The sequence below is a fragment of the Sphingomonas sp. Marseille-Q8236 genome (genome assembly GCF_965112005.1).
The window spans coordinates 1,444,615-1,470,400 of sequence record NZ_CBCOPO010000001.1 but is presented as its reverse complement, the minus strand read 5'-3'; the positions used below and the strand labels follow the sequence as shown (position 1 = coordinate 1,470,400).

The 25,786-nt window shown below is 66.7% G+C and carries 23 protein-coding genes; 9 read left to right on the top strand and 14 right to left on the bottom strand.

Translation table 11 applies throughout. The features are described from left to right. Positions 1 to 663: a pyrimidine 5'-nucleotidase gene (locus tag ACWPWT_RS07020; protein WP_454279102.1), complete on the bottom strand. Its 663-nt coding sequence runs from the start codon at positions 661 to 663 to the stop codon at positions 1 to 3. Between the two features lie 176 nt (positions 664 to 839). Between ACWPWT_RS07020 and ACWPWT_RS07015 the strand changes: the two genes are divergently transcribed. Together ACWPWT_RS07015 and ACWPWT_RS07010 are read left to right on the top strand one after the other, a co-directional pair. Continuing rightward, a complete protein-coding gene (locus ACWPWT_RS07015) occupies positions 840 to 3,122 on the top strand; it encodes a S8 family serine peptidase (protein ID WP_454279101.1) in 2,283 nt (760 codons plus the stop codon). A gap of 49 nt (positions 3,123 to 3,171) precedes the next feature. Then, entirely contained in the window at positions 3,172 to 4,173 is a 1,002-nt protein-coding gene (locus tag ACWPWT_RS07010) for an LLM class flavin-dependent oxidoreductase (RefSeq protein WP_454279100.1), read from the top strand. 226 nt (positions 4,174 to 4,399) lie between these two features. Here ACWPWT_RS07010 and ACWPWT_RS07005 read toward each other — a convergent pair whose 3' ends face one another. From ACWPWT_RS07005 to ACWPWT_RS06995, 3 genes are all read right to left on the bottom strand, one after another. Next, positions 4,400 to 5,710, bottom strand: coding sequence for a sensor histidine kinase (locus tag ACWPWT_RS07005; RefSeq protein ID WP_261269046.1), 1,311 nt, complete (start codon positions 5,708 to 5,710; stop codon positions 4,400 to 4,402). 70 nt (positions 5,711 to 5,780) lie between these two features. Next, complete coding sequence (locus ACWPWT_RS07000; RefSeq protein ID WP_261268775.1) at positions 5,781 to 6,470, bottom strand: response regulator transcription factor; 690 nt, start codon at positions 6,468 to 6,470, stop codon at positions 5,781 to 5,783. 42 nt (positions 6,471 to 6,512) lie between these two features. Then, positions 6,513 to 6,830, bottom strand: coding sequence for a hypothetical protein (locus tag ACWPWT_RS06995; protein ID WP_261268774.1), 318 nt, complete (start codon positions 6,828 to 6,830; stop codon positions 6,513 to 6,515). A gap of 113 nt (positions 6,831 to 6,943) precedes the next feature. Here ACWPWT_RS06995 and ACWPWT_RS06990 point away from each other — a divergent pair, with 113 nt between their 5' ends. Next, positions 6,944 to 8,728, top strand: a complete 1,785-nt coding sequence (locus ACWPWT_RS06990; protein WP_454279099.1) for an ABC-F family ATP-binding cassette domain-containing protein — start codon at positions 6,944 to 6,946, stop codon at positions 8,726 to 8,728. A gap of 18 nt (positions 8,729 to 8,746) precedes the next feature. On the opposite strand, the gene ACWPWT_RS06985 is transcribed toward ACWPWT_RS06990, so the two are convergent. From ACWPWT_RS06985 to ACWPWT_RS06970, 4 genes are all read right to left on the bottom strand, one after another. After that, positions 8,747 to 10,072: a TadE/TadG family type IV pilus assembly protein gene (locus ACWPWT_RS06985; protein ID WP_454279899.1), complete on the bottom strand. Its 1,326-nt coding sequence runs from the start codon at positions 10,070 to 10,072 to the stop codon at positions 8,747 to 8,749. 2 nt (positions 10,073 to 10,074) lie between these two features. Continuing rightward, on the bottom strand, positions 10,075 to 10,623 hold the full coding sequence (locus tag ACWPWT_RS06980) for a TadE/TadG family type IV pilus assembly protein (protein ID WP_454279098.1): 549 nt from the start codon (positions 10,621 to 10,623) through the stop codon (positions 10,075 to 10,077). Continuing rightward, positions 10,620 to 11,201 carry a TadE/TadG family type IV pilus assembly protein gene (locus tag ACWPWT_RS06975; RefSeq protein WP_454279097.1) on the bottom strand — a complete coding sequence of 194 codons (582 nt, stop codon included), beginning with the start codon at positions 11,199 to 11,201 and terminating at the stop codon, positions 10,620 to 10,622. Before ACWPWT_RS06975 ends, ACWPWT_RS06980 begins: the two co-directional genes overlap by 4 nt. Before the next feature lie 108 nt (positions 11,202 to 11,309). Next, positions 11,310 to 12,053, bottom strand: a complete 744-nt coding sequence (locus tag ACWPWT_RS06970; RefSeq protein ID WP_454279096.1) for a dienelactone hydrolase family protein — start codon at positions 12,051 to 12,053, stop codon at positions 11,310 to 11,312. Between the two features lie 104 nt (positions 12,054 to 12,157). Between ACWPWT_RS06970 and ACWPWT_RS06965 the strand changes: the two genes are divergently transcribed. The 3 genes from ACWPWT_RS06965 to ACWPWT_RS06955 all read left to right on the top strand — a co-directional run bounded on the left by ACWPWT_RS06965 (position 12,158) and on the right by ACWPWT_RS06955 (position 14,991). Next, positions 12,158 to 12,811 carry a DUF2238 domain-containing protein gene (locus ACWPWT_RS06965; RefSeq protein WP_454279898.1) on the top strand — a complete coding sequence of 218 codons (654 nt, stop codon included), beginning with the start codon at positions 12,158 to 12,160 and terminating at the stop codon, positions 12,809 to 12,811. A gap of 117 nt (positions 12,812 to 12,928) precedes the next feature. Then, positions 12,929 to 13,708, top strand: coding sequence for an SDR family oxidoreductase (locus ACWPWT_RS06960; RefSeq protein WP_454279095.1), 780 nt, complete (start codon positions 12,929 to 12,931; stop codon positions 13,706 to 13,708). A 59-nt stretch (positions 13,709 to 13,767) separates the two neighbouring features. After that, entirely contained in the window at positions 13,768 to 14,991 is a 1,224-nt protein-coding gene (locus ACWPWT_RS06955; RefSeq protein WP_454279094.1) for a threonine synthase, read from the top strand. Positions 14,992 to 15,029: 38 nt separating this feature from the next. Here the strand turns inward: ACWPWT_RS06955 and ACWPWT_RS06950 are convergent, their stop codons facing one another. Beyond that, entirely contained in the window at positions 15,030 to 16,280 is a 1,251-nt protein-coding gene (locus ACWPWT_RS06950) for an arsenic transporter (RefSeq protein ID WP_454279897.1), read from the bottom strand. Between the two features lie 386 nt (positions 16,281 to 16,666). Continuing rightward, the gene (locus tag ACWPWT_RS06945; protein ID WP_454279093.1) at positions 16,667 to 18,802 is read right to left on the bottom strand and encodes a TonB-dependent receptor; all 2,136 of its coding nucleotides are present in this window, start codon (positions 18,800 to 18,802) and stop codon (positions 16,667 to 16,669) included. A gap of 158 nt (positions 18,803 to 18,960) precedes the next feature. Between ACWPWT_RS06945 and ACWPWT_RS06940 the strand changes: the two genes are divergently transcribed. Then, positions 18,961 to 19,140 (top strand): hypothetical protein, encoded by a 180-nt coding sequence (locus ACWPWT_RS06940; RefSeq protein WP_454279896.1) that lies wholly within the window; start codon positions 18,961 to 18,963, stop codon positions 19,138 to 19,140. A 27-nt stretch (positions 19,141 to 19,167) separates the two neighbouring features. Here ACWPWT_RS06940 and ACWPWT_RS06935 read toward each other — a convergent pair whose 3' ends face one another. Together ACWPWT_RS06935 and ACWPWT_RS06930 are read right to left on the bottom strand one after the other, a co-directional pair. Next, positions 19,168 to 19,518, bottom strand: a complete 351-nt coding sequence (locus ACWPWT_RS06935; protein ID WP_454279092.1) for a VOC family protein — start codon at positions 19,516 to 19,518, stop codon at positions 19,168 to 19,170. Positions 19,519 to 19,580: 62 nt separating this feature from the next. Then, entirely contained in the window at positions 19,581 to 20,435 is an 855-nt protein-coding gene (locus ACWPWT_RS06930) for an MBL fold metallo-hydrolase (protein WP_261268763.1), read from the bottom strand. 139 nt (positions 20,436 to 20,574) lie between these two features. Between ACWPWT_RS06930 and ACWPWT_RS06925 the strand changes: the two genes are divergently transcribed. After that, positions 20,575 to 20,697 (top strand): hypothetical protein, encoded by a 123-nt coding sequence (locus tag ACWPWT_RS06925; protein WP_454279091.1) that lies wholly within the window; start codon positions 20,575 to 20,577, stop codon positions 20,695 to 20,697. Between the two features lie 36 nt (positions 20,698 to 20,733). On the opposite strand, the gene ACWPWT_RS06920 is transcribed toward ACWPWT_RS06925, so the two are convergent. Continuing rightward, complete coding sequence (locus ACWPWT_RS06920) at positions 20,734 to 23,190, bottom strand: PAS domain-containing protein (RefSeq protein ID WP_454279090.1); 2,457 nt, start codon at positions 23,188 to 23,190, stop codon at positions 20,734 to 20,736. 162 nt (positions 23,191 to 23,352) lie between these two features. On the opposite strand from ACWPWT_RS06920, the gene ACWPWT_RS06915 reads away from it, so the two are divergent. Further along, entirely contained in the window at positions 23,353 to 24,618 is a 1,266-nt protein-coding gene (locus tag ACWPWT_RS06915) for an MFS transporter (protein ID WP_454279089.1), read from the top strand. A 22-nt stretch (positions 24,619 to 24,640) separates the two neighbouring features. On the opposite strand, the gene ACWPWT_RS06910 is transcribed toward ACWPWT_RS06915, so the two are convergent. Continuing rightward, the gene (locus tag ACWPWT_RS06910; protein WP_454279088.1) at positions 24,641 to 25,732 is read right to left on the bottom strand and encodes a Gfo/Idh/MocA family protein; all 1,092 of its coding nucleotides are present in this window, start codon (positions 25,730 to 25,732) and stop codon (positions 24,641 to 24,643) included. Positions 25,733 to 25,786: the final 54 nt, after the last annotated feature.

The following is a 25,786-nucleotide window of genomic DNA, read 5'->3' as shown; positions in this document are numbered from 1 at the left end:
TCAGTCCTCCAATATGCTCGTCAGCCACGGCGTCAGCGCGTGGACGGTGTAGTCGATATGGTCGCGGGCGGCCTCGGGCCCCTGTTCGGAGCCGTTGTCGACCCACACGGTCGTCATCCCGATCGCCTTGGCGGGGATCAGGTTGCGCGCCATGTCCTCGAAGAAGATGGCACGGGTCGGATCGATGTCGAACGCCGCGCACAGCCCCGCATAGGCGGATGGCTGCGGCTTGGGGACGAGACCCATGGCGGTGATGTCGTGCACCGCCTCGAAATGGCTGCCCAGCCCCAGCCGGTCGAGCACCTTCAGCGCATAGGGCTTGTCGCCATTGGTGAAGACCAGCTTGCGCCCCGGCAGCTTCGCCAGCGCGGCGGCGAGCGGCGCGTCCTGTTCCAGCACGTCCATCTCGATATCGTGGACATAGGCCAGGAAGGCGGCGGGATCGACATCATGCTCGGCCATCAGCCCGGCCAGCGTCGTGCCGTGCGCGTGGAAATATTCCTTCTGCACGCGGAACGCCTCGGCAGGCTCCAGCCCCAGCAGCTCGCCGACGAACGCGGTCATTCGCCGGTCGATATGCGCGAACAGATTGGCGCTCGCCGGATAGAGCGTATTGTCCAGATCGAAGATCCAGGCGTCGATATGGGCAAGGGCGGGCAGCATCGCGGCCAGCGTTTAGGCGCGCGGCCGAAGCGTCGCAAGCCGTGCATCGCGGATCGGGCCATCATCCGGGCGCGATCGTCCCGACTTGTCCTTTCCCCCTCTCGCGCCCCCTTCGCACCGGGTGCAACCCGCTCTATGACAATCCGACAAGCCAAGGGCGCGGGGCGAAGGGTAAAATGGCGGGGATCGGTTCGGCGCGCGGAATGGCGATGGGGGGCATGGCCTGTGCCATGACGGCGATGCTGTCGGCCTGTGGCGGGGGTGGCGGCGTCCAGTCGACCCCGACACCCCCGACCGTCACGCCGACACCGACTCCATCCCCCACGCCGACACCGGCACCGGCACCGACGCAGAATTACGACACGGCGGGCTACCGCGCGACGAGCGGCGCGGTGTCGATGAACGCGCTGGCCGCCTATCAGCGCGGGGCGACCGGTGCGGGCGTGACGCTGGGCGTGATCGATTCGGGGCTCGATACGCGGACCGGGCTGTTCACCGGACGAATTGCCAGCGCCTCGACCGATCTCGCGGGCACCCGGGGCACCGGGGACGAGGATGGGCACGGCACCGCCGTCACCTTCACCGCCGCGGGCGGACGCGGCGGCAACCGCGCCCAGGGCGTGGCGTTCGATTCGACCATCCTGGTCCTGCGCGCTGACGAGCCGGGCAGTTGCGGGACGAGCAGCGGCACCGATGGCGGGCTGGGCGGCAAATGCTCCTTCTCCTCCACCTCGATCGCGCGCGGGCTGGACGTCGCGCGGCAGGCGGGGGCCCGGGTGGTCAACATCTCGCTCGGCTCCAACGACACCCCGCCCTCCGCGCTGCTGGCCGCGATCAACCGGGCTACCGCCGCCGGAATGGTGATCGTCATCTCCGCCGGGAATGACGGCGAGTCTGATCCCACCTTGCTGGCGCAGATCGCGAACAATGATTCGGTGGCGCGCGGACAGGTCATCATCGCCGGATCGATCGGACAGAGCGGCACCATCTCTTCCTTCAGCAACCGGGCGGGTCAGTCCGCCGCCCATTATCTGACCGCGCTGGGTGAGCGGGTGGAGGCCCCGGATGCCAGCGGTACGCGGCTGCTCTGGTCAGGTACCTCTTTCGCCGCGCCGCAGATCACCGGCGCGGCCGCGCTGCTGGCCCAGGCCTTTCCCAATCTGACCGGGGCGCAGATCGCCGACCTGCTGCTTCGCACCGCGCGCGAGGCGGGGACCGGCGGGACTGACAGCATCTATGGCCGGGGCACGCTGGACCTGACCGCCGCCTTCCAGCCGGTCGGCGCGATGAGTGTCGCGGGCGGCACCGCCGCGGTGTCGATGACGGTCAATGCGCGGCTGTCTCCCGCCATGGGCGATGCGCGGGCGCAGGGGCTGAATCTGGTCGCGCTGGACGGCTATGCCCGCGCCTATCAGGTCGATCTGTCCGCCACCGTGGCGCAGGCGAGCCCCCGCGCATTGCTCGCCCCCGCGCTGCTCGGCCGGATCGAGGGCGCGGCGGTCCGCGAAGGAGCCCGCACGGTTGCGCTGACCAGTGCGGTGCAGATGCCCGGCGAAGCCCGGCTGCGTGCCATCGTCCCCGCCGATGCGCCCGGCGCTACCCGCCGGATCGTCGCGGGCAGCGTGACCCAAATGCTCAGCCCGGACACGATCGTCGGGTTCGGCTTCGCCAGCGGCGGGGACGCGCTGATCTCCGGCTGGACGGGGCAGTCGGGCGCAGCCTTTCTACTCGCGGATCCCGGCTTCGGCGTCGACCGAGCGCCCCGCGCCTCGGCCGCGCTGCATCACCGGCTGGGCGGCCTGGGGGTGAGCATGATGGCCGAGAATGGCCGTTTCGCCGCCCCCGCCCCGGGGATGGTCGCGCCGACCTATGACCAGGCCAGCCTGGCAGTCGACCGGCCGCTGGGGCCGGTGGCGTTGATGATGGGCGTCACGCGACTGGCCGAGCGATCGACCGTGCTGGGCGGCTGGTTCGGCGGCGCGCTGGGACAGGCGCGGGGGACGAGCTGGTTCGCCGACACCTCCGCCCGGTGGAGCGATGCGGGCGGCGGCTGGGCGCTGGCGATGCGCTGGCGCAGCGGATGGACCCGCGCCGATGGCGGACTGGGCGGCGGGATGCTGGCCAGCCGGTCATGGTCGGTCGAGGCGGGCAAGCGCGGCCTGTTCGGCGGCGACCGGATCGACCTTCGCCTGTCCCAGCCCTTGCGGGTGATGGCCGGTGGGCTCGACCTGCGCCTGCCGTCGCATTGGGACTATGCCGGGGTACAGGTCGATGGCTGGACCACCAACCGCCTGTCGCTCGCCCCGACGGGGCGCGAGTTGTTGGCGGAGCTGCGCCATGCGGTGCCGCTGGGCGCCGGGCAATTGTCGACCCATCTCTTCTGGCGGCGCGATCCCGGCCATATCGCCGCCCTGCCGCCCGAGCGCGGGATGGCGATGAAGTATGGCTTGACCTTCTGATACGCGGTCTTGGCTGGCGTGGACGACGGCGCGTCCCCATCTTACTGTCATGACACGCTATTCCTTGCTCGATCTGGTGCCCGTCATCGAAGGTGGCACCGTGGCGCAGGCGTTGGCCAACGCCGCCGACCTCGCCGCCCATGCGGAGGCAAGCGGCTTCCACCGATATTGGACCGCCGAGCATCACGGCATGACGGGCATCGCATCGGCCGCAACGGCCGTGGTGCTGGCGCATGTCGGTGCGGCGACCAGGACGATCCGGATCGGTGCGGGCGGCATCATGCTGCCCAATCACGCACCGCTGACCATCGCCGAGCAGTTCGGGACGCTCGATGCGCTGTTCCCCGGCCGGATCGACCTGGGGCTGGGCCGCGCGCCCGGATCGGACCAGCGCGTCGCCCGCGCGCTGCGCCGGACGCTGGACAGCGATCCCAACGCCTTCCCGCGCGACGTGATGGAGCTGCAAAGCTATTTCGCCGATGACGGCCAGACCGGCATCGTCGCGACGCCCGGCGCGGGTGCACGGCCGCAAATGTGGATTTTGGGGTCGAGCCTGTACGGCGCGCAACTCGCCGCCGCGCTGGGGCTTCCTTACGCCTTCGCCTCGCATTTCGCGCCCGACGCGCTGGACGATGCGCTGGCCATCTATCGGCGGGATTTCCGGCCCTCGGCGGTGCTGGACAAGCCCTATGCGATGGCGGGGTTCAACGTCTTCGCCGCCGATACCGATGAGGAAGCGGAACTACTGGCGAGTTCGCAGCAACAAGCCTTCGTCGCCCTGCGCACCGGTCGCCCGGGCAAGCTGCCCCCGCCCGTCCCCGGCTATCGCGATAGTCTCGGCGTACAGGGCGCGGCAATTCTCGGATCCGTCCTGTCCTGCTCGGCGATCGGCTCGCCGGAGACGGTAGAGCGTCAGCTTGCCGCCTTTGTCGAGCGGACCAAGGTCGATGAGGTGATGGTGGTGAGTGCGATCTTCGACCATGAGGCGCGCAAGCGCTCGATTGGCATTGCGGCGCGGGCGATGGATGCCTTGGAGACGGTGACGGCCTGATCCTGGAATTTCGTGCGGAGGCACGACGGCGCGGAAATTTTGTTCACGCGGAGGCGCAGAGAACGCGGAGGTGTCGTACTTGGCGGCACTGCCCGTCCTTCATCCTCACCGGCTCGTGAGGAAGTATCGAGCGCGCCGCTCGGCACACCCCCTCCGCGTTCTCCGCGCCTCCGCGTGAACCAGCCTCTTTCTTTTCTCTTCGCGTAAACCGGAGAGCCGGAAGGTCCTACCCGACGGCCGCCGGAAGCCGGAGCCGCACCAGCAGCCCGCCCAGATCCTCGCTTTCCTCCAGCGACACCGTACCGCCGTAAATCTCCGCCACGTCGCGCACGATGGCGAGGCCCAGGCCGGTGCCGGGCTTGCCCGTGTCGAGCCGGACGCCGCGGTCGAAGATGCGGACGCGTTCGTTCTCGGGAATGCCGGTACCGTCGTCCTCGACCAATATCTCGACGAACCCGGCCTGGGCGCCGACCGTCACGAAGACGCTGCCGCCGCCATATTTGGCCGCGTTCTCGACCAGATTGCCCAGCATCTCGTCCAGATCCTGCCGCTCGACATGGACCGCCAGGTCCTTGGGCCCGTCAATGTCGATACGGACATGGCGATAGAGACGGCCCACCGCGCGCTCGACCGATTCCAGGCTGGGCCAGACATCCGCCCGGCTATGCGCGGAGCCGCGCCGCCCGACCGCACGGGCGCGGGCGAGATGATGGTCCACCTGCCGCCGCATCGTCCGCGCCTCACGGATCACAGTCTCGGACAGATCTTCGGACTTGGCGGTCGCGGCGTTCATGATGACGGTCAGCGGCGTCTTGAGCGCATGGGCGAGATTGCCGGCATGACGCCGCGCTTCCTCGGCCTGCTTCTCGTTATGCTCGATCAGCGCGTTGAGTTCCTCGACCATCGGCGCCACTTCGTTGGGCATCGCATCGGAAATGCGATTGGCCCGCCCGGCGCGCATCTCGGCAATCTCCTCACGCACCCGGCGAAGCGGATAGAGGCCGTAAAAGGTCTGCATCGCGGCCATCAGCAACAGGCCGACTCCGAGCAGCGCGAAGCTGCGCACCAGGGTCCGGCGAAGCGCCCCGATCTGCGCATCGAGCCCCGTCGTGCGCTGCGCCACCTGGAACCGCCAGCGCACGTCCGATCCGGGCAGTTTCACATCGCGTTCGACGATGCGCAGCCGTTCATCGGGAAACTGGTTGCTGGTATAGACGTGGATCGTATCGTCATTGTGTGGCGTGCCATAGGCCAGATGCCGATCCCACAGCGACCGGGACGGAAAGGGATCATGCCCCTTGCCCGACACCTGCCAATAGACGCCCGATCCGGGTTCCAGAAAACCCTGATCGGCGGGTTCGCGATTGAACCAGACCTCGCCCTGCGAATCCACCGCGGCGGATACGAGCAGGGATTGCAGCACATAGGCCTGGCGATCGTCGAAATTCTGCGTGACCGCCGTCACCAAGACCCGGTCGAGTGCGAAGCCGCCGCCGGTCAGCAGGACCAATATCCACGCCGCCGCGATCAGGATCATGCGACGCGACAGCGATCCCGTCCGCAGGGTCGGGCGCGAGGTGTGTCCGTCCTTCACGAGGAACTGGCCTTCAGGCCACTGCGCCTGCCGCGCCGCCCGCTGCCGGATCGTCCAGGCTGTACCCCAGGCCCCGGATAGTCGTGATCACATCCTGGCCCAGCTTCTTGCGAATACGCGTCACGAACACCTCGATCGTGTTCGAATCCCGGTCGAAATCCTGGTCGTAGATATGCTCGATCAGCTCGGTACGGCTGACCACCTTGCCCTTGTGATGGAGCAGATAGGAGAGCAGCTTATATTCCTGCGCGGTCAGCTTCACCGGCTCGCCCGCGCGGGTGACCTTGCCCGAACGCGTGTCGAGGCGGACATCGCCCGCCGTCAGCTCGGACGAGGCATTGCCGCTGGCGCGGCGGATCAGCGCGCGGAGGCGGGCGATCAGTTCCTCGGTCTGGAACGGCTTGGCGACATAATCATCGGCCCCAGCATCCAGCCCGGCGACCTTGTCCGACCAGCTGTCGCGCGCGGTCAGGACGAGGACCGGCGTGGTCTTGCCCTCCTTGCGCCACCGGTCGAGCACCGTCAGCCCGTCGATTTCGGGCAGACCCAGGTCGAGGACGATCGCATCGTAACTCTCGGTCGAGCCCAGGAAATGCCCCTCCTCGCCATCGGTGGCAAGGTCGATGGCATAGCCCGCCCCCTCCAGGGTGGACTTCAACTGCTGGCCGAGATTGGGCTCGTCCTCGACGATCAGAACGCGCATCGCAAAACTCCTATCATTCCCCTTTGGCGGAAGCGGCGGCGGTCAGCCGTCGGTCCGGCCGATGACCTTGCCGGTACGCCCGTCCACTTCCACCCAGATGACCGTTCCATTGCGCAGGAATTTGAGCGTGTAAATCTGCGCGCTCGCATCATAGTCGAAACCGATATATTGCGAATCGCGCATAGTGGGCACGACCCGCTGTTCGATTTCACGTAACGACAAATTGCCTTCCCGGCGCGCCTGGAACGCACGCATCTGGTCACCGCGACGCTGATCGGGGGCCATTCCCATCAAAGGCTCGACCATCGGCGGCGAACCCATTGGTGCGGCAAGCAGAGCCAAAAGGACGGTCATCGACATGAAACTGGCATAGCGGGCAACCGTTGAACAGCCTCTGAATGGATCATACAGCGGCGCGACAGCGCGCGAGGCGCTTGCCCGGTTCCCCCCGCGCCCCTAACTGCAATGCCATCATGGCAGCACCCGTTCTTTCCTACGAAGACCTGGGCCTTGTTCAAGGCTCGGGCTGGCTCTTCCGGCATCTCGACATCCATATCGGTCCGCGCGACCGGCTGGCGCTGATCGGGCGTAACGGGGCGGGCAAATCGACGCTCCTGAAGCTGATCGCCGGGATCATCGATTCGGACGAAGGGCGGCGTATGATCGTGCCCGGCACCCATGTCGTTTATCTCGAGCAAGACCCCGACCTGACCGGCTGCGCCACGCTGATGGACTATGTCCTGTCGGGCGAGGGGGCGCCGGAAAGCTATGAGGCGGAGGCGATCGCCGGACAGCTGGGCATCGACCTGGCCCGCGAGGCCGCGACCGCCAGCGGCGGCGAGAAGCGGCGCGCCGCGATCGTGCGCGCGCTGGCGATGAACCCCGACGTGCTGCTGCTCGACGAGCCGACCAACCATCTCGACCTCGCCGCGATCGAATGGCTGGAGGACTGGCTAAAGCGCTTCACCGGCGCGTTCGTCGTCATCAGCCATGACCGCACCTTCCTGACCCGCCTCACCAAATCGACGCTCTGGCTCGACCGCGGCCAGATGCGGCGCAACGAGGTGGGTTTCGGCGGCTTCGACGCCTGGACCGAACAGGTCTATGCCGAGGAACAGCGCGCCGCCGAGAAGCTCGACGCCAAGCTCAAGATCGAAGAGCATTGGCTCCACCGGGGCGTCACCGCGCGGCGCAAGCGCAACCAGGGCCGTCTGGAAAAGCTGCACCAGATGCGCGCCACCCGCGCCGCGATGATCGGGCCGCAGGGCGCGGCGAAGCTGGGCATCGCGTCGGACGATGTGAAGACCAAGGAGGTCATCAAGGCCGAGCATGTCACCAAGCGCTATGGCGACCGCACGATCATCAAGGACCTGAGCCTGAAGGTGACGCGCGGCGACCGGATCGGCCTGGTCGGCGCAAACGGCGCGGGCAAGACGACGCTGCTCAAGCTGCTGACCGGCGAGATCGAGCCGGACGAAGGCACGGTCTTCCTCGCCAAGACGCTGGACGGCGTCATCATCGACCAGCAGCGCAAGCTGATGGCCCCGGAAAAGCGGGTGCGCGAGGTGCTGGCAGACGGCGGCGACTGGATCGACGTGCGCGGGGTCCGCAAGCATATCCACGGCTATCTCAAGGAGTTTCTGTTCGACCCCTCGCTGGCCGAGGCGAAGATCGGGACGCTGTCGGGCGGCGAGCGGTCGCGTCTGCTGCTCGCCCGCGAATTCGCCCGCGAATCCAATCTGCTGGTGCTCGACGAGCCGACCAACGATCTCGACCTGGAGACGCTCGACCTGCTTCAGGAGGTGATCGGCGACTATGACGGCACCGTCCTGATCGTCAGCCACGACCGCGACTTCCTCGACCGCACGGTGACGGTGACGCTGGGGCTCGACGGGTCGGGCACGGTCGATGTGGTGGCTGGCGGCTATGCCGATTGGGTCGCCAAGCGCAAACAGCCGACGGAAGCGAAGAAGGCCCCGGCCAAGGCCGCCCCCTCCCCCGCCGCCCCCGCACAGGCCAAGACCAAGCTGAGCTACAAGGACCAGCGCGACTACGAACTGCTGCCCAAGCGGATCGAGGAACTGGAGTCGGGAATTGCACGCGACGAGGCGAAGCTCGCCGACCCCGACCTCTATGCCAAGGACCCCGCCCAGTTCGACCGGTTGATGAAGGCGATCGAAAAAGCGCGCGAGGAAAAGGACGCGGCCGAGATGCGTTGGCTGGAACTGGCCGAACAGGCGGAGGCGCTGGCGGGGTGACCCCCCGCCCCGCGCGCGTCAGTTGGTGATGCGCGCGGTCGCCACCGCATTCTGGAACAGCGCGTCGAGAGCGCTGTATATGTCCTGGTCGGTCGTGACCTTGGTATAGAGGCCGGCGGAGGCGCAGGCCTTCAGCGCCGGTTCGACCTTGTAGAGATAGGGCGCGACCGCCGATTGCCCGAACCGGTTACCGGTCAGCGATTCCGGCAGATATTCCGTATAGAGCACCGCGATACGAACGCCGCGCGCCTTGATCATGTCGCATTTGGCGGTGTCGATCACGACCTCCGGCTGGTTGTTGGTCCGGCGTTCGTCGCGCACCCCGTCGGTGACGATGAACATCACCGCCTGCGGCGCATTTCTGTTGATCCCGGTGCCGGGGTCGGTGATCAACTGGCTGTTCATCTGTTCCATGGCGTCGCTCACCGCCGTGTCATTGTCCCCATAACCCGGATCGGTCGTCTTGCAGGCCGAGGTGGGGCACCCGTTCTTGTAGAATTGATAGGGGACCAGGTCCTGCGTGGTCTGCGCCGCATCGGCCATTCTGTCGGTTCGCCGCTGAAGAATGGAGAACGCACCCTGTCCGCGGAAGGTCGCGATCGCGATCCGATAGTCGGCGCCATTCTTGCTCGACGTGCTGGTGGCGTTCGCGGCAAGCTTGGACACCGCGCGTCCCTCCTCATCGATACGCAGGGGCAGGCCATAGGATTTGGCGACGCCGTACAGGTCCGTCATATTGCCGTTCCTGTCCCGCCCCATCGGCGTGCCGGTGACCGTATGACAGGCGAATTGGCAACCGCTCGAATTGCTGGCCGCGACCTTGGCCAATCCGGCGGTGGTGGTGGGCAGCGCCATCGAGTTGGACACGTCGAGCAGCATGTAGAAGTCGATATCCGGCGCGGTCGCGTTGGTCGTCGCCGACTTGCCCGAAATGGTCAGGTTGTTCAGCCCCATGACGCGGGCAAAGACGTTGCTCGATGTCGCGCGATAGCTGACCGTCGCGGTCCGGCGGCCACTGGCGTCGGTGGGGGCCTGGATCGTCAGGTTGAACAGCGTGATCCCGCTGGACCTGATCAGGGACGCCGATTGCAGCACGAAGAACTGCCGGGCGACATAGGCCGCATAGCCGTCATCCGCCTGCATCGCGCTCTTGCTGACCGCCAGCAGGGCGGCGGCGTCGGCAATGGCATTCAGCTTGGTCTGCGACTTCATGGCGCGGGCGTAATCGACCCCCATGCCGATCGAGCATGTCAGCGGCGCCAGTGCCAGCGCGAACATCATCATGACGTTGCCACGACGCTGGCGGAGCATGGTACGGAGCGAAAAGCTCCGGGTAATGGCCATGGTCACAGACAGTCCGGACAATTGATCTGGTCGGTGTTGCGGGGGATCATGTAAAGCGAATCCTTGAGCGCCAGCGGCCCGATCGCCCCGAAGGAATTGGGCGGGCGGTAGGCATAAGTGACTTCGGCAAACAGGAAATAGGTGCCGTTCAGTCGCATTTCGGGCGGAATGGTGATCGCACTGCCGCGGGCATAGGGCGCGATGTTCAGGCCCCGGCTCCACATCACGCTCGTCCGGCCGTCGACCGTCCCGACCTGGGTGACGCGGACCGTCGCCCCGCTCGCGGCATAGGGCAGCAGCACCTGCGTCGCGAGTTTCAGATTGTCGTCGACCTCGCGCGCAGAAATCTGGCTGGTGGTGTTCTGCGAGATCAGGTCGCTGGCCGCACGGGTGGCGATCGTCACCTTGCGGTTGCAGGCGATCCCGTCCTGAAGCTGAACCCCGCCCAGATACAGAACCAGCATCACCGGCAGGGTCAGCGCGAACTCGACCATCGCGACCCCGCGCCGGTCGCGCATGGCCGCGACGCGGCGCGACAGGCCCCGGATCACGTATAGGCCTCGGACTTGGAGACCGAGGTCGCCATCAGGACGGTCTGCCCACTGCCCTTGCCGGTCAGGTCGGCGTTCGGCGCGACTCGCATCGGCCAGAGATAGATGAAGCGGACCATGACCAGCGCCCCTTGCTCGCCCAGATCATAGGAAAAGCTGTTGGTCGGCTTTCCATTCGCATCGAAGGTCAGCGACATGGCATTGCTGCCCAGTGCGGTGCCGGTCGCGGCACTCTTCACATCGACGTAAAGCCGGGCGCAGGACATGAACGAGGGCAGCGCGGCGCATCCGTTCCGACGGAAGCGCTCGGCGAGCTGGGCCTGGGTCATGCCAGTGCCGCTGCCCTGTATGTCGCCGGCCTGGGCCTGGCCGGTGATGACGCTGCGCGCCGCGACCTCGACCGCGCTCTCCAGCGCCTCCTGCGCCAGATAGGCCAGGCTGGCCTGCATGATCGCGAGCAGCAGCGCGATGAACGGCGTCGCGACGAGCGCGAACTCGACGATCGTCGCCCCACGCGAATCGAAAAGGATCGAACGCGAAGGGCCGGAGCGACGGCGCGGGAGGGAGGGGAATGGCATGTCTGGGCAGGTCTCTTGCCTGCCCATATCGGTCACAACTCGTTAAAACTTCCGCAAGCGATCGCGGACCCGAAACGATTTTTTCGTTACGGACCCGATATTTCCGCCCTATCGAAGCGCACGGGCATAGAGCGCCAGCGTCCAGCCCATGGCCTGGAGAAACAGGGCCGGATCGTAACGCGGCCCCTCATCGCGCAGAAAGGCGTGCTGCCCCGCCACCTCATGCCATTCGTACGAAGCGCCGACCTCTTCCAGCCGCGCACGGATCGTCTCACGCCCGGCATAGGGGACGTGCGGATCCTGCCGCCCCCAGACGAACATCGTCTCCGCCTTCAATTCGGCCATCCGCGCCAAGCTGTCGTCCGAACGCCCTTCGCCCAGCGTGCCCGAATGGATGTCGGTCGCATAGAAACAGGCCGCCGCCGACACGCGCGGGTCGAGCGCGGCGCGATAGGCCAGATGCCCGCCCAGGCACACGCCGAACGTCCCGAGCCGCCCATTGCAGGCCGGATGCGCCGCCAGCGCGCCCAGCCCCGCCGCCGCATCCGCGTCATAGGCCGCAACCGGCTTGGTGAATTTCAGGTCGTTGCCGCGATCCGTGCCCGGCTTGTCATAGGCCAGCACCGTGCCCGCCGGTTCATATTCATGATAGACCTCGGGCACCGCCACGACATAGCCCTGTCCCGCCAGCATCGCCGCCAGCCGCCGGATCGGCGCGGTCACCTGATAGATTTCGGAAAACAGCATGACGCCGGGAAAGCGCCCCTCGATCGCGGGGCGGAAGATATGCATCCGCATCGTGCCCGATCCGGGCACCTCGACATCCTGGAACTCGTCGCTGCGTATGATCATGGCGGGCCTTCCTTTGCTGGGCAACGTCCTTCGCATCCCGGCGCGGCGGCGGCAATCGGCCTGGTTGCGCTTGCGGGGGGCGTCAGGCCATTATCGTGCCGGTGATGGAGCGGGGAACGAGACGACTGGCGTTGTTGAGCGCGGCCTGGACAATCGGGCTGATCGCATCGGGATGCCACCCCTTCGACCGGGCGACATGGTGGATGGAGATCGCGCCTGTGCTGATCGCACTGCCTCTGCTCTGGGCGTGGCGGCGGCACTTTCCGCTGACCGAGCTGGCAATGCTGCTGATCGGGGTGCATGGGCTGATCCTGATGCTGGGCGGCGCGTACAGCTATGCGCGGGTTCCCGCCGGAGGCTGGGTGCAGGACTGGCTGCATCTGGCGCGCAATCCCTATGATCGGCTCGGCCATTTCGCGCAGGGCTTCGTGCCCGCGATCGTGTTTCGCGAATGGCTGGTCCGGCGCGGCGGCTTGACGAAGGGCGGGATGCTGACCCTCTTGGTCCTCGCCTGCTGCCTGGCGGTCAGCGCGACCTATGAACTGATCGAGTTCGGGGCCGCCATGGCACTGGGTCAGGGAGCGGATGAGTTTCTGGGGACGCAGGGTGATCCCTGGGATACGCAATGGGATATGCTGATGTGCCTGATCGGCGCGGTAACGGCGGTGTCGACGCTGTCGCGCGTCCACGATCGGCAGATGGCGGGCCTGGTGAGGGGGCAGGCACGGGGGGATGATTCCATGCCCCACCGGTGGTAGAAGCACCGCACCCGAAACCCGGAGTTCTCGACATGGTCCAGCGGCACCGCTGACGCGGCACAGGTCATCACGGCGGTACGAACCGCCTCCCCTGCCCCCAATGTTTTCGAGAAACTTATGCCACGTTTGCAGAACAAGACGTGCGTCGTCACCGGCGCAGGCCGCGGAATCGGCCATGCCATCGCCCGCCGCTTTCACGAGGAGGGCGCGACCGTCATCCTGACCGACCGCGACAGCGAAACGGGATCGCACGCCGCCGCGGCGATGGGATGCCGGTTCGAACCGCTCGACGTCACCGAGGAAGCGGACTGGACCCGGCTGGCCAGGATCATACCCGTCGCCGATGTCGTCGTGAACAATGCCGGGATCACCGGGTTCGAGCATGGCCCCGTCGCCCACGACCCGGAACATGCGAGCCTGGAGGATTGGCGCGCGGTACACCGGGTCAATTTGGACGGCACCTTTCTGGGATGCCGCTATGCGATCGGCGCGATGAAGACGAAGGGAACGGGCGCGATCATCAATATCTCGTCGCGCTCGGGCCTGGTCGGTATTCCGGGGGCAGCGGCCTATGCCTCGTCCAAGGCGGCGATCCGCAACCATAGCAAGACGGTCGCGCTTTACTGTGCACAACAGGGATGGACGATTCGCTGCAACTCGGTCCACCCGGCCGCCATATTGACGCCGATCTGGGAGCCGATGCTGGGTGAAGGCGCGGAACGCGATGCGCGGATGGCGGCCCTGGTCGCCGACACGCCGCTCAAGCGCTTCGGCGATGCGGATGAGGTCGCGGCAATCGCGGTCATGCTCGCCTCGGACGAGGCGACCTATGTGACCGGTGCGGAGTTCAACATCGATGGCGGCCTGCTGGCCGGGTCGGCGGCGACGCCCGGTTGATTTTCGGCCGCGATCGCAAGGTTATGGCGTCCGGCGATCGTGGCCGATAGGCTGGTCCCATGAATCGCAACCTTATCGAAGACCGCCCGACCTTCGTCACCCATCTGGAATGCTCGCTGACCGGCGAACGCTATGAGGCGGACCGGCTTCACGGCCTGTCGCGTGCGGGACGACCGCTGCTGGTACGGTACGATCTGGAGGCGCTGGGCCGGGCCGTCTCCCGCGACGCGATCGCCGCGCGTCAGACCGATTTGTGGCGGTGGCGCGAACTGCTCTCCGTGCGGCGAACCGAAAGCATCGTGTCGCTGGGCGAGATCGAGACGCCGTTGGTCCCCATCCCCCGTTCGGGCGGCGCGTCGGTGCTGGTCAAGGATGAGGGGCGGCTGCCGACCGGATCGTTCAAGGCGCGCGGACTGGTCATGGCGGTGGCGATGGCGCGCGAACTGGGCGTGACGCGGATCGCCATGCCGACCAACGGCAATGCGGGCGCGGCGCTGGCCGCCTATGCCGCGCGGTGCGGAATCGAGACCGTCATCCTCTGTCCCGAGGAAACGCCCGAGGTGAATGTCCGCGAAATCGCCGCGCAGGGCGCCCGCGTGTGGCGGGTCAATGGCCAGATCGACGAATGCGGCGCGATCGTCGGGCGCGGCGCGGCTGAGGGGCGCTGGTTCGACTTCTCGACGCTGAAGGAGCCCTATCGGATCGAGGGCAAGAAGACGATGGGCCTGGAACTGGCCGCGCAGATGGGCTGGGAATTGCCCGATGCGATCTTCTACCCCACCGGCGGCGGCACCGGCCTGATCGGCATGTGGAAGGCGTTCGACGAGATGGAACGGCTGGGCTGGATCGGCTCGAAACGCCCGCGCATGTATGCGGTGCAGGCGAGCGGCTGTGCGCCTATCGTCCGCGCCTATGAAGCGGGCGAGGAGCATGCCGAGCGCTGGGAGGATGCCGCGACCGTGGCGGCGGGCATCCGCGTACCCAAGGCGGTGGGCGACTTCCTGATCCTCCGGGCGGTGCGCGAGTCGGGCGGGGCCGCGCTGGCGGTCGGCGACCCGGCGATCCTGAAGGCGGTGGAGGATTGCGCCCGGCGCGACGGATTGCTGCTCTGTCCCGAGGGGGGCGCGACGCTGGCCGCCTATCATCAGGCGGTACGCGACAATCTGGTCGATGAGGATGAGCGGGTGGTACTGTTCAATTGCGCCACCGGGCTGAAATACCCGTTGCCGCCTGCGGGGCAGTGGCTGGACAAGAACGGGCCGATCGATCTGGACGCGCTGTAAGCCCAACCTCCGTTCCCATGGAGCGAGGTTTGGAAGTGTTATCCGATCGCCAACCGGATCCCCAACGCCGCCAGCAGCGCCAACGGCATCGCCACCGCCCCAACCTTGAGGAAGGCGAGGAAACTCACATCCTCTCCTTCGCGCCGGATCGCCTGAAGCCACAATATCGTCGCCAGCGACCCCGTGACCGACAGGTTGGGGCCAAGGTCCACGCCGATCAGCAGCGCGTCGGTGACGATCTGGGGCGGCTGCGCCTGCGCGATGGCGCTGCTGGCGACCAGGCCTGCGGGCAGGTTGTTCATCGCATTGCTGACAAAGGCGAGGATCGTGCCCGACACCGCCGCCGCACGCGTCGGATCGGTCAGCATGGTGCGAAGCCCCCGCGCGACCCAGGCGATCACGCCCGTCCGGTCCAGCGCCTCGACCAGTATGAACAACCCGGCGACCAGCGGCAGCACGCCCCAGGACACCGACTTGGCCAGCGTCACAGGCGATCGACCCGCGAGCAGCGAGACGATCACCGCCGTCGCAATCCCCGCCAGCGCGGTGGGCAGGCCCAGTTCCACGTCCAGCGCCGACATGGTCAGGAGCAGCAGCGCTGTCAGCATAATTCCCGCCATCGCCAGCTTGCCCCCGGTCGACAGGGCGTCGCGCACCACATCGGCCTCGCAATTCCCCGCGATCCGGGCCCGCTGCGTCCAGCGCAGCACCGCGTAGGTGACCGAGATCGACGCGATCGAGGGCAGTGCGAAGGCCTTCATCCACGCCCCCAGCGGCGGCATGTGCCCGCCATAGAGGACAAGATTGGCGGGGTTGGAGATGGGCAATACGAAGCTGGCGGCATTGGCGATCAGCGCGCAGGCGAACAGCAGGGGCAGCGGATCGGCCTTGGCCTTCTTCGCCGCGACGAAGACGGCGGGCGTCAGGACAACGGCGGTGGCGTCGTTGGACATGAAGGTCGTGACGACGACGCCGGTCGCATAGACCAAGGCGAACAGCCTGGCCCGCGACCGCCCCGCCATGTTGACCGCCGTTGCCGCGATCCAGTCGAACGCGCCATGTTCGCGCGCGGTCTCGCTGAGCAGCATCATGCCGATCAGGAAGAGATAGACGTCGAGCCCCTTGGCAACGGCCTGCCCCGCCGCGTCCCATGGCATGAGGCCGAGCAGGATCAGCAACGCCGCCCCCGCCACCGCCCAGATCCATTCGGGCCAGCGCATCGGCCGCGCGATCACGCCCGCGGTCGACAGTCCCGCAATCGCCCAGGTCGTGCCCGTTGCCAGCGTCACCATCGGCTTCATCCCCCTGCGGGCCGGGCTGGCCCCTTTCGACATCGCGCGCGATAGGCGAGAGGCGGAAGCCGTGGCAATGCCCACCGCCCGTCATCGCCCATCGACGACCGCGCTCCCAACCCGATAGCGAAACAAACGATCCGATCCGGCCGGGACCCGGCCCGGGATTTCACCGATTTCAGCCAAACGTCATGCTGGCGCTGCCACCCTGCCGCGCGAGTGTGCCGGAACGGATGAAGACGGGATCGGGTAAGACACTCTGCCTATCCCTCCGGACGGTCCGTGGCGAAGGTCGACCCCACCACCCCGGCGATGGCCGGGGACGGTGTGACGGGTTTCGCCATCCTACTCCCCCGGAAAGGAGGAGGAGAAGGATGACCCGATCAGAACGACTTGGATACGCCGACGAAGAAGCCGCGACGCGGACCATATTGCGGCGCGCCGACGCCCACGCCGCTTCCATCGCGGATTTCATAGTCATGGTCGAACAGGTTGATGACATCGAAGCGTATGTCGATGTTCGGCCCCGCAAGATGCTGGCTCGCGGTCAGGTTGAACTGCGCATAGGGTGACAGCTTGGCCCCGTTGGGGATGGAGTGGACGTCGTCGTCCCGCCGCAGCCCCGAGCCGTAGATCATGCTGCCGCCCAGCTTGGTCCCCTGACCAAAGGCATAGGACAGACCCGCCGAACCGGTGAACGTCTGGTCGTGATCCAGATAGATGTAATGCCGCGCGATATAGTCCAGATCGTCCTGGCCGAAGCTGAACTGGCTGGAGACGATGTTGCGCCCCTTGGCCTTGGCCGCCGCGAAATTGGCATAGGCGAGCAGGCCACCGCGCGCATAGCTCATATTCGCCTCGATCCCGCCGATACGTCCTTGACGATAGTTGAACGGGGTCAGGATGATGGGCGCGCCGAACTGCCCCTCGTCGATCAGGTTCCTCGAGATGCGGTAATAGGCGTCGATGCCATAGGTGAAATAGCGGCTGAGCCGGGCCTGGAACCCGGCGTCGAAATAATCCTGCCGCTCGGCATAGGGCACGTCATTGGCCGTGACGGACGGATAGGCGCTGGTCCCGATGAACTTACCGATGCTGGTATTGCCGACCAGTTCGAAGGGCGGCGGCACGAAATAGCGCGAATAGCCCGCATGCAGCGTATAGACCCCGTCCGGCTGCCACACCAGATTGACGCGCGGCGACAACTGCCCCTCGCGCCGATAGCCGTTATAGAGGTCGTAGCGCCCGCCATAGTTGAGGGTCAGCTTGGGCAACAGCTTCCACTCGTCCTGAAGATAGGCACTGAAGCTGGTCGCGGTCTTGCCGCTATTGTCGACGATCGCGATGGGCTCGCCCGCCTGGTTGCCGCCTGCATCGACCGGGAAGACGTTGGTCGTCGTATCGCTGGTCGAACGGTCGCGCGTCACCAGCAACCCGCCGCGCAGCGTGTGCGCATCGCCCAGATGATAGACGGCATCAACCTGTCCGCCGATCGCGAAGTCCTGCTTATAGGCCTGCTGTGCCTGCCCATTATAGAGCAACTCGCCGAGCACATCGGGTCGATAGCGCAGCGAGGAATAGCGCGCGAACAGCGACGCCTGCACGGTGAAGGGCTCGGCATCGTGCAGGAACGCGACCTGGCCGAAACCGGTCTTCTCCAGCTGCGTCTCGTTCAGCTTCTCGCTGGGGAAAGCGCTCTGCCCGCCCACGGTCCACGTCCCGCTCGGCTGTTGGCCCACGGGGTTGGGAATCCGGAACCACTGGTTGGAATAACCGCCGACGAACGACACCCGGTTCTGATCATCGAGGATATGATCGACATAGGCAAAGCCCTGATACTGATCGGTATCGTCATGGACCGGGTTGGACCGGCCATCGACGCTCTCGATGCCCAGCCCGCTATGCCGATAATCGCCCGAGACGAAATAGTTGGTGCTGCCCGAGGAGCCGCCATAGGTCAGGCTCGGCTGGATGGTGTTGTGGCTGCCGCCATAAATGGAGGCGGTGCCGCCATTGTCGAACAGCCCGCTCTTGGTGGTGATGTCGATCACGCCCGCGGTGCGCAGGCCATATTGCGCAGGCAACGCGCCGGTCAGGATGTTGACCTTGTCGACCAGGCGCGGCGACAGGGTCTGGCCGAACACCGCCAGCCCCTCGGGCAGGATGGTGCCGTTGATGCGATATTGCAGGCCGTTATGGTCGTCGCGGACGTGGAACTGGCCGAACCCGTCCTGTACGACGCCGGGGGCCTGGAGCAGGATCTGGTTGAACTGCTGGTTCTCGCCGCCGGGCAGCGCCTTGATCGTGTCGCTGGTGATCTCGTAATTCGACGCGCCCAGGCTCGGCTGGATATGCGCGCGCGCGGTGTCGAGCCGCTTGGCGGTCACCACGATGTCGCTGGTGTCGTCGCTCGCCTTGGTCTGGTCCGTATCGGGCGTGGGAACGCCACGCGTCTGGGCCAGTGCCGGAAAGGCTATTGCGGACGACGCGACACAGCACAGCAGGGCATAAAGACGCATAGACATACTCGCATGATATATAGTCTCCCGGTGATGCCTGCTTCGCTGCGCCGCAATGCGAAGGCAAGCCGAGTCGCGCTCCATGACGCATTTGTAAGCGAGCCATCATGCGCCCGGCCGCCATGGTCAGGGCCGCCGAACCCCGCTATGCTACGGATATGGCCGAACGTTTCGAGAGACACCGCCAGCCCTGGCGGCCCGACGAGATTCAGAAACTCCACACGCTTGTCAAAAAGGGCATGGCGCTGAAGGCGATCGCCAAGGCGCTGACCCGCAGCGAGGAATCGGTCAAGGCCCGCGCCAAGGAAGACGGGCTGTCGATCGCCAAGCTCCACTAGGGGCCGATCGACCTGGGGCAAGGGCTCCTATCGGATGATCCGTCCGATCCGTACCAAAACCCCGCTGGGATCGCTCACCGCGAATTCATAGGTGCCCCAGGGCTTGGCTTGCGGCGCGTCGGGCTCGATGATCCGGTCGCGCACCCGGTCGGCGACCGCATCGACGTCCTCGACATAGAGATACAGGCCGAACGGATTGTTCTCCACTTGCGCAGGCCAGCCGGGCATGTGGTTCAGATGCAGGTGCCAGCCGCGTCCGTCCTCCAGGATGCGATACGCACCGAAGTCCGCCGCGACCTCAAAACCGAGCAGCCGGTAGAAGGCGGTGCTGTCATCCATATCGCTGGTGGGGACGATGGCGACGCAATGGTGGTTCATGGCCCTACCCTTTCGACGGGACGATGCGGCACCCTGCCGCGCCGTGCCCGCCAAGGCCAGTGCTAGAGCGGATCGCCGTCGCGACAGCGTTCCCATTCGACCGGATCATGGGCGCAGGTGATCGCCACTTCGTCCCGCCGCTCGATCGACAGCGCGCGCAGCCGCCTCTGATTGGACAGGCGGGCGGTCGCATCGACCTCCATCAATCGCTGATAGGCGCGCAGGCCCGGCGTGCAGCGGCGCTTCGCCGTGCGCATCTCGCCCCGGTAGAAATAGGCATCCCCCGCATGGAGCAACCAGCGGCCGCCGGCCTGCCGGATCGCGACGCCCGCATGGCCCCAGGTGTGACCCGGTAGCGGAACCAGCAGGATTTCCGGTGGCAGGCCGGCCAGGTCGCGCACCGCGTCGAACCCGAACCAGCCTTGCCCTCCCGCGCTGTGCAATTGCCACCGCGCGACCTCGTCCCATTGCGGTGCGCGCCAGCGATTGCGCGCGACGACCCCGGCATGGGGGCCCGCCGCATCGTCGAATTCGCGGCGCATCACATGCACCGTCGCATTCGGGAAATCCTCCAGCCCGCCGGCATGATCGAAGTCGAGATGGGTCAGGACGATATGGCGCACATCGTCGCGCCGATATCCCATCGCCTCGATCTGGCGGACCGCCGTCTCCTCCTCGCGCAGGCGGATGTTGAGCATCGCGCGCCAGGGCACGGGAATACGCGGATCGGGTCGGCGATGCGGATGGGCGACGTCGCGCAGGCCATAGCCGGTATCGACCAGCACCAGTCCGCTCGCCTCGGTCTCGATCAACAGACAGTGGCAGACGAGATGGCCGAGCAATCCCCGGCTTCGCCCGTCGAACAACGCACCGCCCAGCGGGCAGTCTGTACCGCAATTGAGATGGTGAATCCGCATCCCATCCCAACCCGACCCCGTAATCCCGGTTCCTATAATCCTTTTCTTACAATCGCTTGAACACACTGACCTGGATCATGAGCGGGAAACGCCCGCCCCGCCCGACGCGCTCATGGATCAACGTCATGGGAGGCTTTTCATGTCGGCCGGACTCTTCGCCATGCTGTTGGGCCTCGTCTTGCTGGTCGCCGGGGTGCCGCTCGTCACGGGCTATTTCGGCTTCGTCCACCACGAGCCGTTGCGGGCATCGACGCTATGCTGAGGCCAGAGCGCCCGCCATCCCCCCCATGTTGAGACATCAGACCGTGATCAGGCTCTCTGCCGCTGCGGTAACCTGCGCCAGCCGTTCGGCCAGTTCGCGCTTCCGGAACGGCTTGGTCAGGCGGGCCAGCGACGGCGCGACGCCGTCCGTCTCGGCATAGCCCGACACCAGCAGGATCGCCACGCCGGGCCGTCGCGCCTGGACCAGACGGGCGAGTTCGGTGCCCGACAGACCGGGCATCAGATGGTCGGTCACCAGCAGGTCGAATGCCACCCCTTCATCGAGCAACGCGATCGCCTCCTCGCCCGACGCCGCCTCGACCACGTCATAGCCGAGATCGGCGAGCATGTCGGCGGTGGTATGGCGCACCAGTTCCTCGTCATCGACCAGAAGCGCACGCCCGCTACGCCGGGTCGGCCCCGCACAGGGGATGTCCGCCACGCCCTCATGCCGCGCCAATCCGCTGACCGGCAGGAACAGCGCCACTTCGGTCCCCTGCCCCGGCTCGCTATCGATGGCGAGCGCGCCGCCCAGTTGCAGCGCCAGGCCATGCACCATCGACAGGCCCAGCCCGGTTCCCTTGCCAACCCCCTTGGTCGAAAAGAACGGCTCCACCGCGCGGGCCAGCGTGGCCGCGTCCATGCCGGCACCCGTATCGGTGACCGACAGGCGGATATAGTCGCCCTCCGCCACCGGCAGGCCCAGTTCCGCCCCCACCCGCTGCTGGCGAAGCGCGATGCGCAGCCGACCGCCCTCCGCCATCGCATCGCGCGCATTCACCGCCAGGTTGAGCAGCGCCATTTCGAGCTGGTTGGGATCCGCATCGGCGGGCGGCAGGCCGGGTTCGACATCGACCTCGACCGCGATCTGCGGGCCGGTGGTGCTGGCGACAAGCTCGCCCATCCCGGCGACCAGCTCCGCCAGATCGACCGCGATCAATTGCAGCGGCTGGCGACGGGCAAAGGCGAGCAGCCGCTGGACCAGCAACCGCGCCCGCTCCGCCGACTGGGCCGCCCCCGCGATCAGCCGCTGTTCGCGCTCCCCGCCCAGCCCCTTGTGCTGCAACAGGTCGAGCGTGCCGACGATCGGGGTCAGCAGATTGTTGAAGTCATGGGCGACGCCACCGGTCAGTTGGCCCATCGCCTCCATCTTCTGTGCCTGACGCAAGGCGGCCTGCGCTTCGGCCAGTTGCGCCTCGCCGCGCAACCGCTCGGTGACGTCGGCGACGAATTGATAGACGCCGACCTGCCTGCCCTCCTCGTCGAACAGGGGATGGAAGCTGATCGAATAGGAGCGACGGGTACGGTCCGGGTCGCCGAATTCGTCGACGAAGCTGACATGCTCCCCCTGCATCCCGCGCATCCAGCCCGCACGCACCTCCTCGCGCAGGCCGGGCCGGTCGGCGAGCAGATCGAGCATATTGTCGCCGGTCTTCGGACGCACGCCGAAGACGCGCTCGAACTCATTGGCATTGGCGAGGTTCAGGCCCAGAATGTCGAACTTCATATCGACCGCCATCACCATGATGTCGGTATTCTCGACCATCGTCGCCAGCATGTTGCGCTCGGCGGTCCGCTCCGCCACCCGCTGTTCCAACGTCATGTTCAGCGCGTGAAGCTGATCCTCGGCAAGCTTGCGGTCGTGAATGTCGACCGACGAGCCGAACCAGCGGACGATCCGGCCGCTCGCCGGGTCGCGATAGGGATGCGCCCGGTCGAGGAACCAGCGATACTCGCCCGATGCCGAACGGATGCGGTGCTGGCATTTGTGGACGCCGCCACTGTCGCGTGCCGCCTGGAACGAGGCGACGACGTGCGGCGCGTCATCGGGGTGGATATGGGCCGCCGCGATCTCGGCCGGCGTCAGCGATTCGAAGGGCGCCCCGGTATAATCGGAGAAGCGCCGGTTGAGGAATTCCATCCGGCCATCGGCGTCCGCGATCCATATGATCTGCGGCACCGCATCGACCATCAGCCGGAAATGGGTTTCGCTGTCGACCAGCGCCGTCTGCGCCGCGACCTGGTCGGTCATCTCCGCCAGAACGCACAGTACGCCCCCCGGCCGGCCGTCGTCGTCGATCACCGGCGAGTAATCCAGATTCAGCCAGACCCGTTCGGCGACGCCGTCGCGATAGAGCGTGAAGGGCCGGTCCCGAAAGCTGAGCGTATCGCCGGCCAATCCGGTGCGCATCACATGATCGTTGAACTCGACCGCTTCGGGCCAGGCCCGCCGCACCGGCGTCCCCAGCGCATCGGGATGCCGCCCCCTCGCCATCCTGGCATAGGCGTCATTGTACAGCATGACGCCCTCTTCACCCCATAGCAGCACCATGGCGACGGGCGATCGCAGCACGAGCAGCGTCGCGGCGCGCAGCGAGGCGCTCCACCCCTCCAAGGGGCCAGGCGTCCCCTGCGACCAGTCCCGCCGCGCGATCAACGCACCGCACGGCCCAGCGCCCAACAGGCTGTCGCGAAAGCTGGAAACCAGGGCCATGCGGGGATCGACCGTCCTTCACGCCGCACCGCCCAATCGGCCACGGGGTTAACCCGTGATAGACGATCGAACATCGCGATGCACCGCCCTTTCGACAGGATCGCGGCTCGCCCCCGGCCTCAAGAATCTGTAGCACGAGGAAAAACAGATATGGGAGTGGGCATGAGCGATCTGGAACAGGCGACGGTCCGCCGGGTGACGTGGCGGCTGATGCCGCTGCTCGGCCTGCTGTATCTAGTCGCCTATATCGATCGGCAGAACATCTCCTATGCCAAGCTGCAGATGGTGGACGCGTTGGGGTTGAGCGAGGCGGCGTTCGGCCTGGGCGCGTCGCTGTTCTTCATCGGCTATTTCCTGTTCGAGGTGCCGAGCAACATCCTGCTCCACCGGGTCGGCGCGCATCGCTGGTTCGCGCGGATCATCGCGAGCTGGGGCGTGGTGACCGTGCTGCTGGCCTTTACCCCCAACGCCACGATCTTCTACCTGCTGCGCTTCCTGCTGGGCGTGGCGGAGGCGGGGTTCTTTCCCGGCGTCCTCTATGTCCTGACCCTGTGGTTCCCGGTCCGTTACCGCGCACGGGCGGTCGGCCTGTTCATGCTGGCGAGCGCGGTGGCCAATGCGGTGGGCGGCGCGGTCGGCGGGCTGTTGCTCGACCAGGACGGCACGCTCGGGCTGGCGGGATGGCAATGGGTGTTCCTGGCGACCGGCCTGCCCGCCGTGGCACTCGCCCCGATCGTGCTCTTCGCCCTGCCGCGCACGCCCGAGGTCGCGGCTTGGCTGACCCGGCCGCAAAAGGACTGGCTGGCCGCCGAACTGGCGACGGGACAGGCGGAATCGGCGCATGGCGGCACCCTGTCGGTGCTGCGCGATCCGCGCGTGCTGCTGCTCTGCCTCGTCTATATCGGCTTTCCACTGGCGGCTTATGGGCTCAGCTATTGGTTGCCGACGATCGTGCGGGGGTTCGGGGTGTCGAACACGGTCAACGGGCTGCTCGGCATCATTCCCTGGACGCTGGTCGCGATCGCCTTATGGGCGGTGCCGCACCATGCCGCGCGGTTCCGCAATCCGGTCTTTCATGCCGTCGGACCGGCGCTGGCGGGGGCCGTCCTCTTGGTCGCGAGCGTGATGGTCAGCTCGATCCCCTTGCGCTTCGCCTGCCTCAGCCTGGGGGCCGCCGCGATTTTCTCGGGCCAACCCGCCTTCTGGACCCTGCCGCCACGCTTCCTGTCGGGCGCCCGCGCCGCCGCGGGCTTCGCCGCGATCAACTCGGTCGGCAATCTGGGCGGCTTCATCGCCCAGGCGATCGTGCCCGCGATCCGCGACCGGACGGGCAGCGATGGCGCGCCGATGCTGTTCCTGGCCGCCTGCCTCGCTCTGGCGGCACTGGGCGTGCTGCTGGTCGAGCGGATGCTGCCGAAGCCCGCATAGCCCGCCCGGCACCGGGCGAGGATCAGGCCAGGCTGATCCGCCGTCCTTCGCGCGCGGAGCGATAGATCGCCTCGATCACCCGCATATCCGCCAGCCCCTCCTCGCCCGCCACCAGCGGCCGGGTGTCGTTCAGGATACATTCGGCCAGATGGTCGAGCTGCCCGGCATGCTGCCCCTTGCCCGCGGGCACTTGCCGCTCCTCAGTCCGGCCGTCGCGGCGGATCCACATTCTCTGCCCCTCATAGGACGTGGCGGGCTCCAGCTCGATCCAGCCTTCGGTCCCCGTCACCCGGTACATATTGTGGTTCGAACTATAGCTCGACACGCAGGTCGTCTCGATGCCCGAGGGAAAGCGCAGCAAGAAGCTGATCCGGTCCTCGACGGTGCGAAAGCGCGGGTCGTTGCGGTCGGTCGCCTCGATCGCGCTGACCTCGACCGGTTCCTCACCGGTCAGGTAGCGGACGGCGTTCAGGCTGTAGATGCCGATGTCCATCAGCGACCCCCCGCCCGACAGCGCCCGGTCCAGCCGCCACTGATCGGGCCGCGCGTTGAAGCCGTGATCGGCGGTGATGATCCGGGTCGGCCCGACAAAGCCCTTTTGCGCCAGGTCGATCGCCAGCCGGTTGTGCGGCTCGAACCGGGACCGGTATCCGATCATCAGCTTGCGCCCCGCCTTGCGACACGCCTCGATCATCGTCCGGCATTCGGCGACCGATACCGCCATCGGCTTTTCGCACATCACATGCTTGCCCGCCTGGGCCGCGCGCACCGTATATTCGGCGTGCATCGCATTGGGCAGGATCACATAGACGACATCGACGTCCGGATTGTCGCGAATGCTGTCGAACGTGCGGTAGCTGTAGCGGTGGCTTTCGGGCACGCCATATTTCTCGCCGAAACGCTTCAGCTTATCGGGCGTCCCGCTGACCAGCGCGGTCAGCCGGGCATGGTCGCACTCGGCGAATTTGGACATGATCAGTTCGGCGTAGCTGCCCAGGCCGACGATCGCATAGCCGATCTTGCGCCCGCGCGGCGCGGCGCAGGCATTGCCCGCGGCAAGCGCCAGGCCCGCTCCCAATCCCGCGATGACGGTCCGACGGTCGGCGTTGCGCATGATCCTCTCCCATTGGCATGACCGGCGATATTGGCCAGCCTTGTCATGAAGTTA

Bases quoted from the DNA above. Each gene is read 5' to 3' on its own strand.
- ACWPWT_RS07020 (WP_454279102.1), bottom strand. From the start codon at position 663: ATGCTGCCCGCCCTTGCCCATATCGACGCCTGGATCTTCGATCTGGAC.
- ACWPWT_RS07015 (WP_454279101.1), top strand. From the start codon at position 840: ATGGCGGGGATCGGTTCGGCGCGCGGAATGGCGATGGGGGGCATGGCC.
- ACWPWT_RS07010 (WP_454279100.1), top strand. From the start codon at position 3,172: ATGACACGCTATTCCTTGCTCGATCTGGTGCCCGTCATCGAAGGTGGC.
- ACWPWT_RS07005 (WP_261269046.1), bottom strand. From the start codon at position 5,710: ATGATCCTGATCGCGGCGGCGTGGATATTGGTCCTGCTGACCGGCGGC.
- ACWPWT_RS07000 (WP_261268775.1), bottom strand. From the start codon at position 6,470: ATGCGCGTTCTGATCGTCGAGGACGAGCCCAATCTCGGCCAGCAGTTG.
- ACWPWT_RS06995 (WP_261268774.1), bottom strand. From the start codon at position 6,830: ATGTCGATGACCGTCCTTTTGGCTCTGCTTGCCGCACCAATGGGTTCG.
- ACWPWT_RS06990 (WP_454279099.1), top strand. From the start codon at position 6,944: ATGGCAGCACCCGTTCTTTCCTACGAAGACCTGGGCCTTGTTCAAGGC.
- ACWPWT_RS06985 (WP_454279899.1), bottom strand. From the start codon at position 10,072: ATGGCCATTACCCGGAGCTTTTCGCTCCGTACCATGCTCCGCCAGCGT.
- ACWPWT_RS06975 (WP_454279097.1), bottom strand. From the start codon at position 11,201: ATGCCATTCCCCTCCCTCCCGCGCCGTCGCTCCGGCCCTTCGCGTTCG.
- ACWPWT_RS06970 (WP_454279096.1), bottom strand. From the start codon at position 12,053: ATGATCATACGCAGCGACGAGTTCCAGGATGTCGAGGTGCCCGGATCG.
- ACWPWT_RS06965 (WP_454279898.1), top strand. From the start codon at position 12,158: ATGGAGCGGGGAACGAGACGACTGGCGTTGTTGAGCGCGGCCTGGACA.
- ACWPWT_RS06960 (WP_454279095.1), top strand. From the start codon at position 12,929: ATGCCACGTTTGCAGAACAAGACGTGCGTCGTCACCGGCGCAGGCCGC.
- ACWPWT_RS06955 (WP_454279094.1), top strand. From the start codon at position 13,768: ATGAATCGCAACCTTATCGAAGACCGCCCGACCTTCGTCACCCATCTG.
- ACWPWT_RS06945 (WP_454279093.1), bottom strand. From the start codon at position 18,802: ATGCGTCTTTATGCCCTGCTGTGCTGTGTCGCGTCGTCCGCAATAGCC.
- ACWPWT_RS06940 (WP_454279896.1), top strand. From the start codon at position 18,961: ATGGCCGAACGTTTCGAGAGACACCGCCAGCCCTGGCGGCCCGACGAG.
- ACWPWT_RS06935 (WP_454279092.1), bottom strand. From the start codon at position 19,518: ATGAACCACCATTGCGTCGCCATCGTCCCCACCAGCGATATGGATGAC.
- ACWPWT_RS06930 (WP_261268763.1), bottom strand. From the start codon at position 20,435: ATGCGGATTCACCATCTCAATTGCGGTACAGACTGCCCGCTGGGCGGT.
- ACWPWT_RS06925 (WP_454279091.1), top strand. From the start codon at position 20,575: ATGTCGGCCGGACTCTTCGCCATGCTGTTGGGCCTCGTCTTGCTGGTC.
- ACWPWT_RS06920 (WP_454279090.1), bottom strand. From the start codon at position 23,190: ATGGCCCTGGTTTCCAGCTTTCGCGACAGCCTGTTGGGCGCTGGGCCG.
- ACWPWT_RS06915 (WP_454279089.1), top strand. From the start codon at position 23,353: ATGAGCGATCTGGAACAGGCGACGGTCCGCCGGGTGACGTGGCGGCTG.
- ACWPWT_RS06910 (WP_454279088.1), bottom strand. From the start codon at position 25,732: ATGCGCAACGCCGACCGTCGGACCGTCATCGCGGGATTGGGAGCGGGC.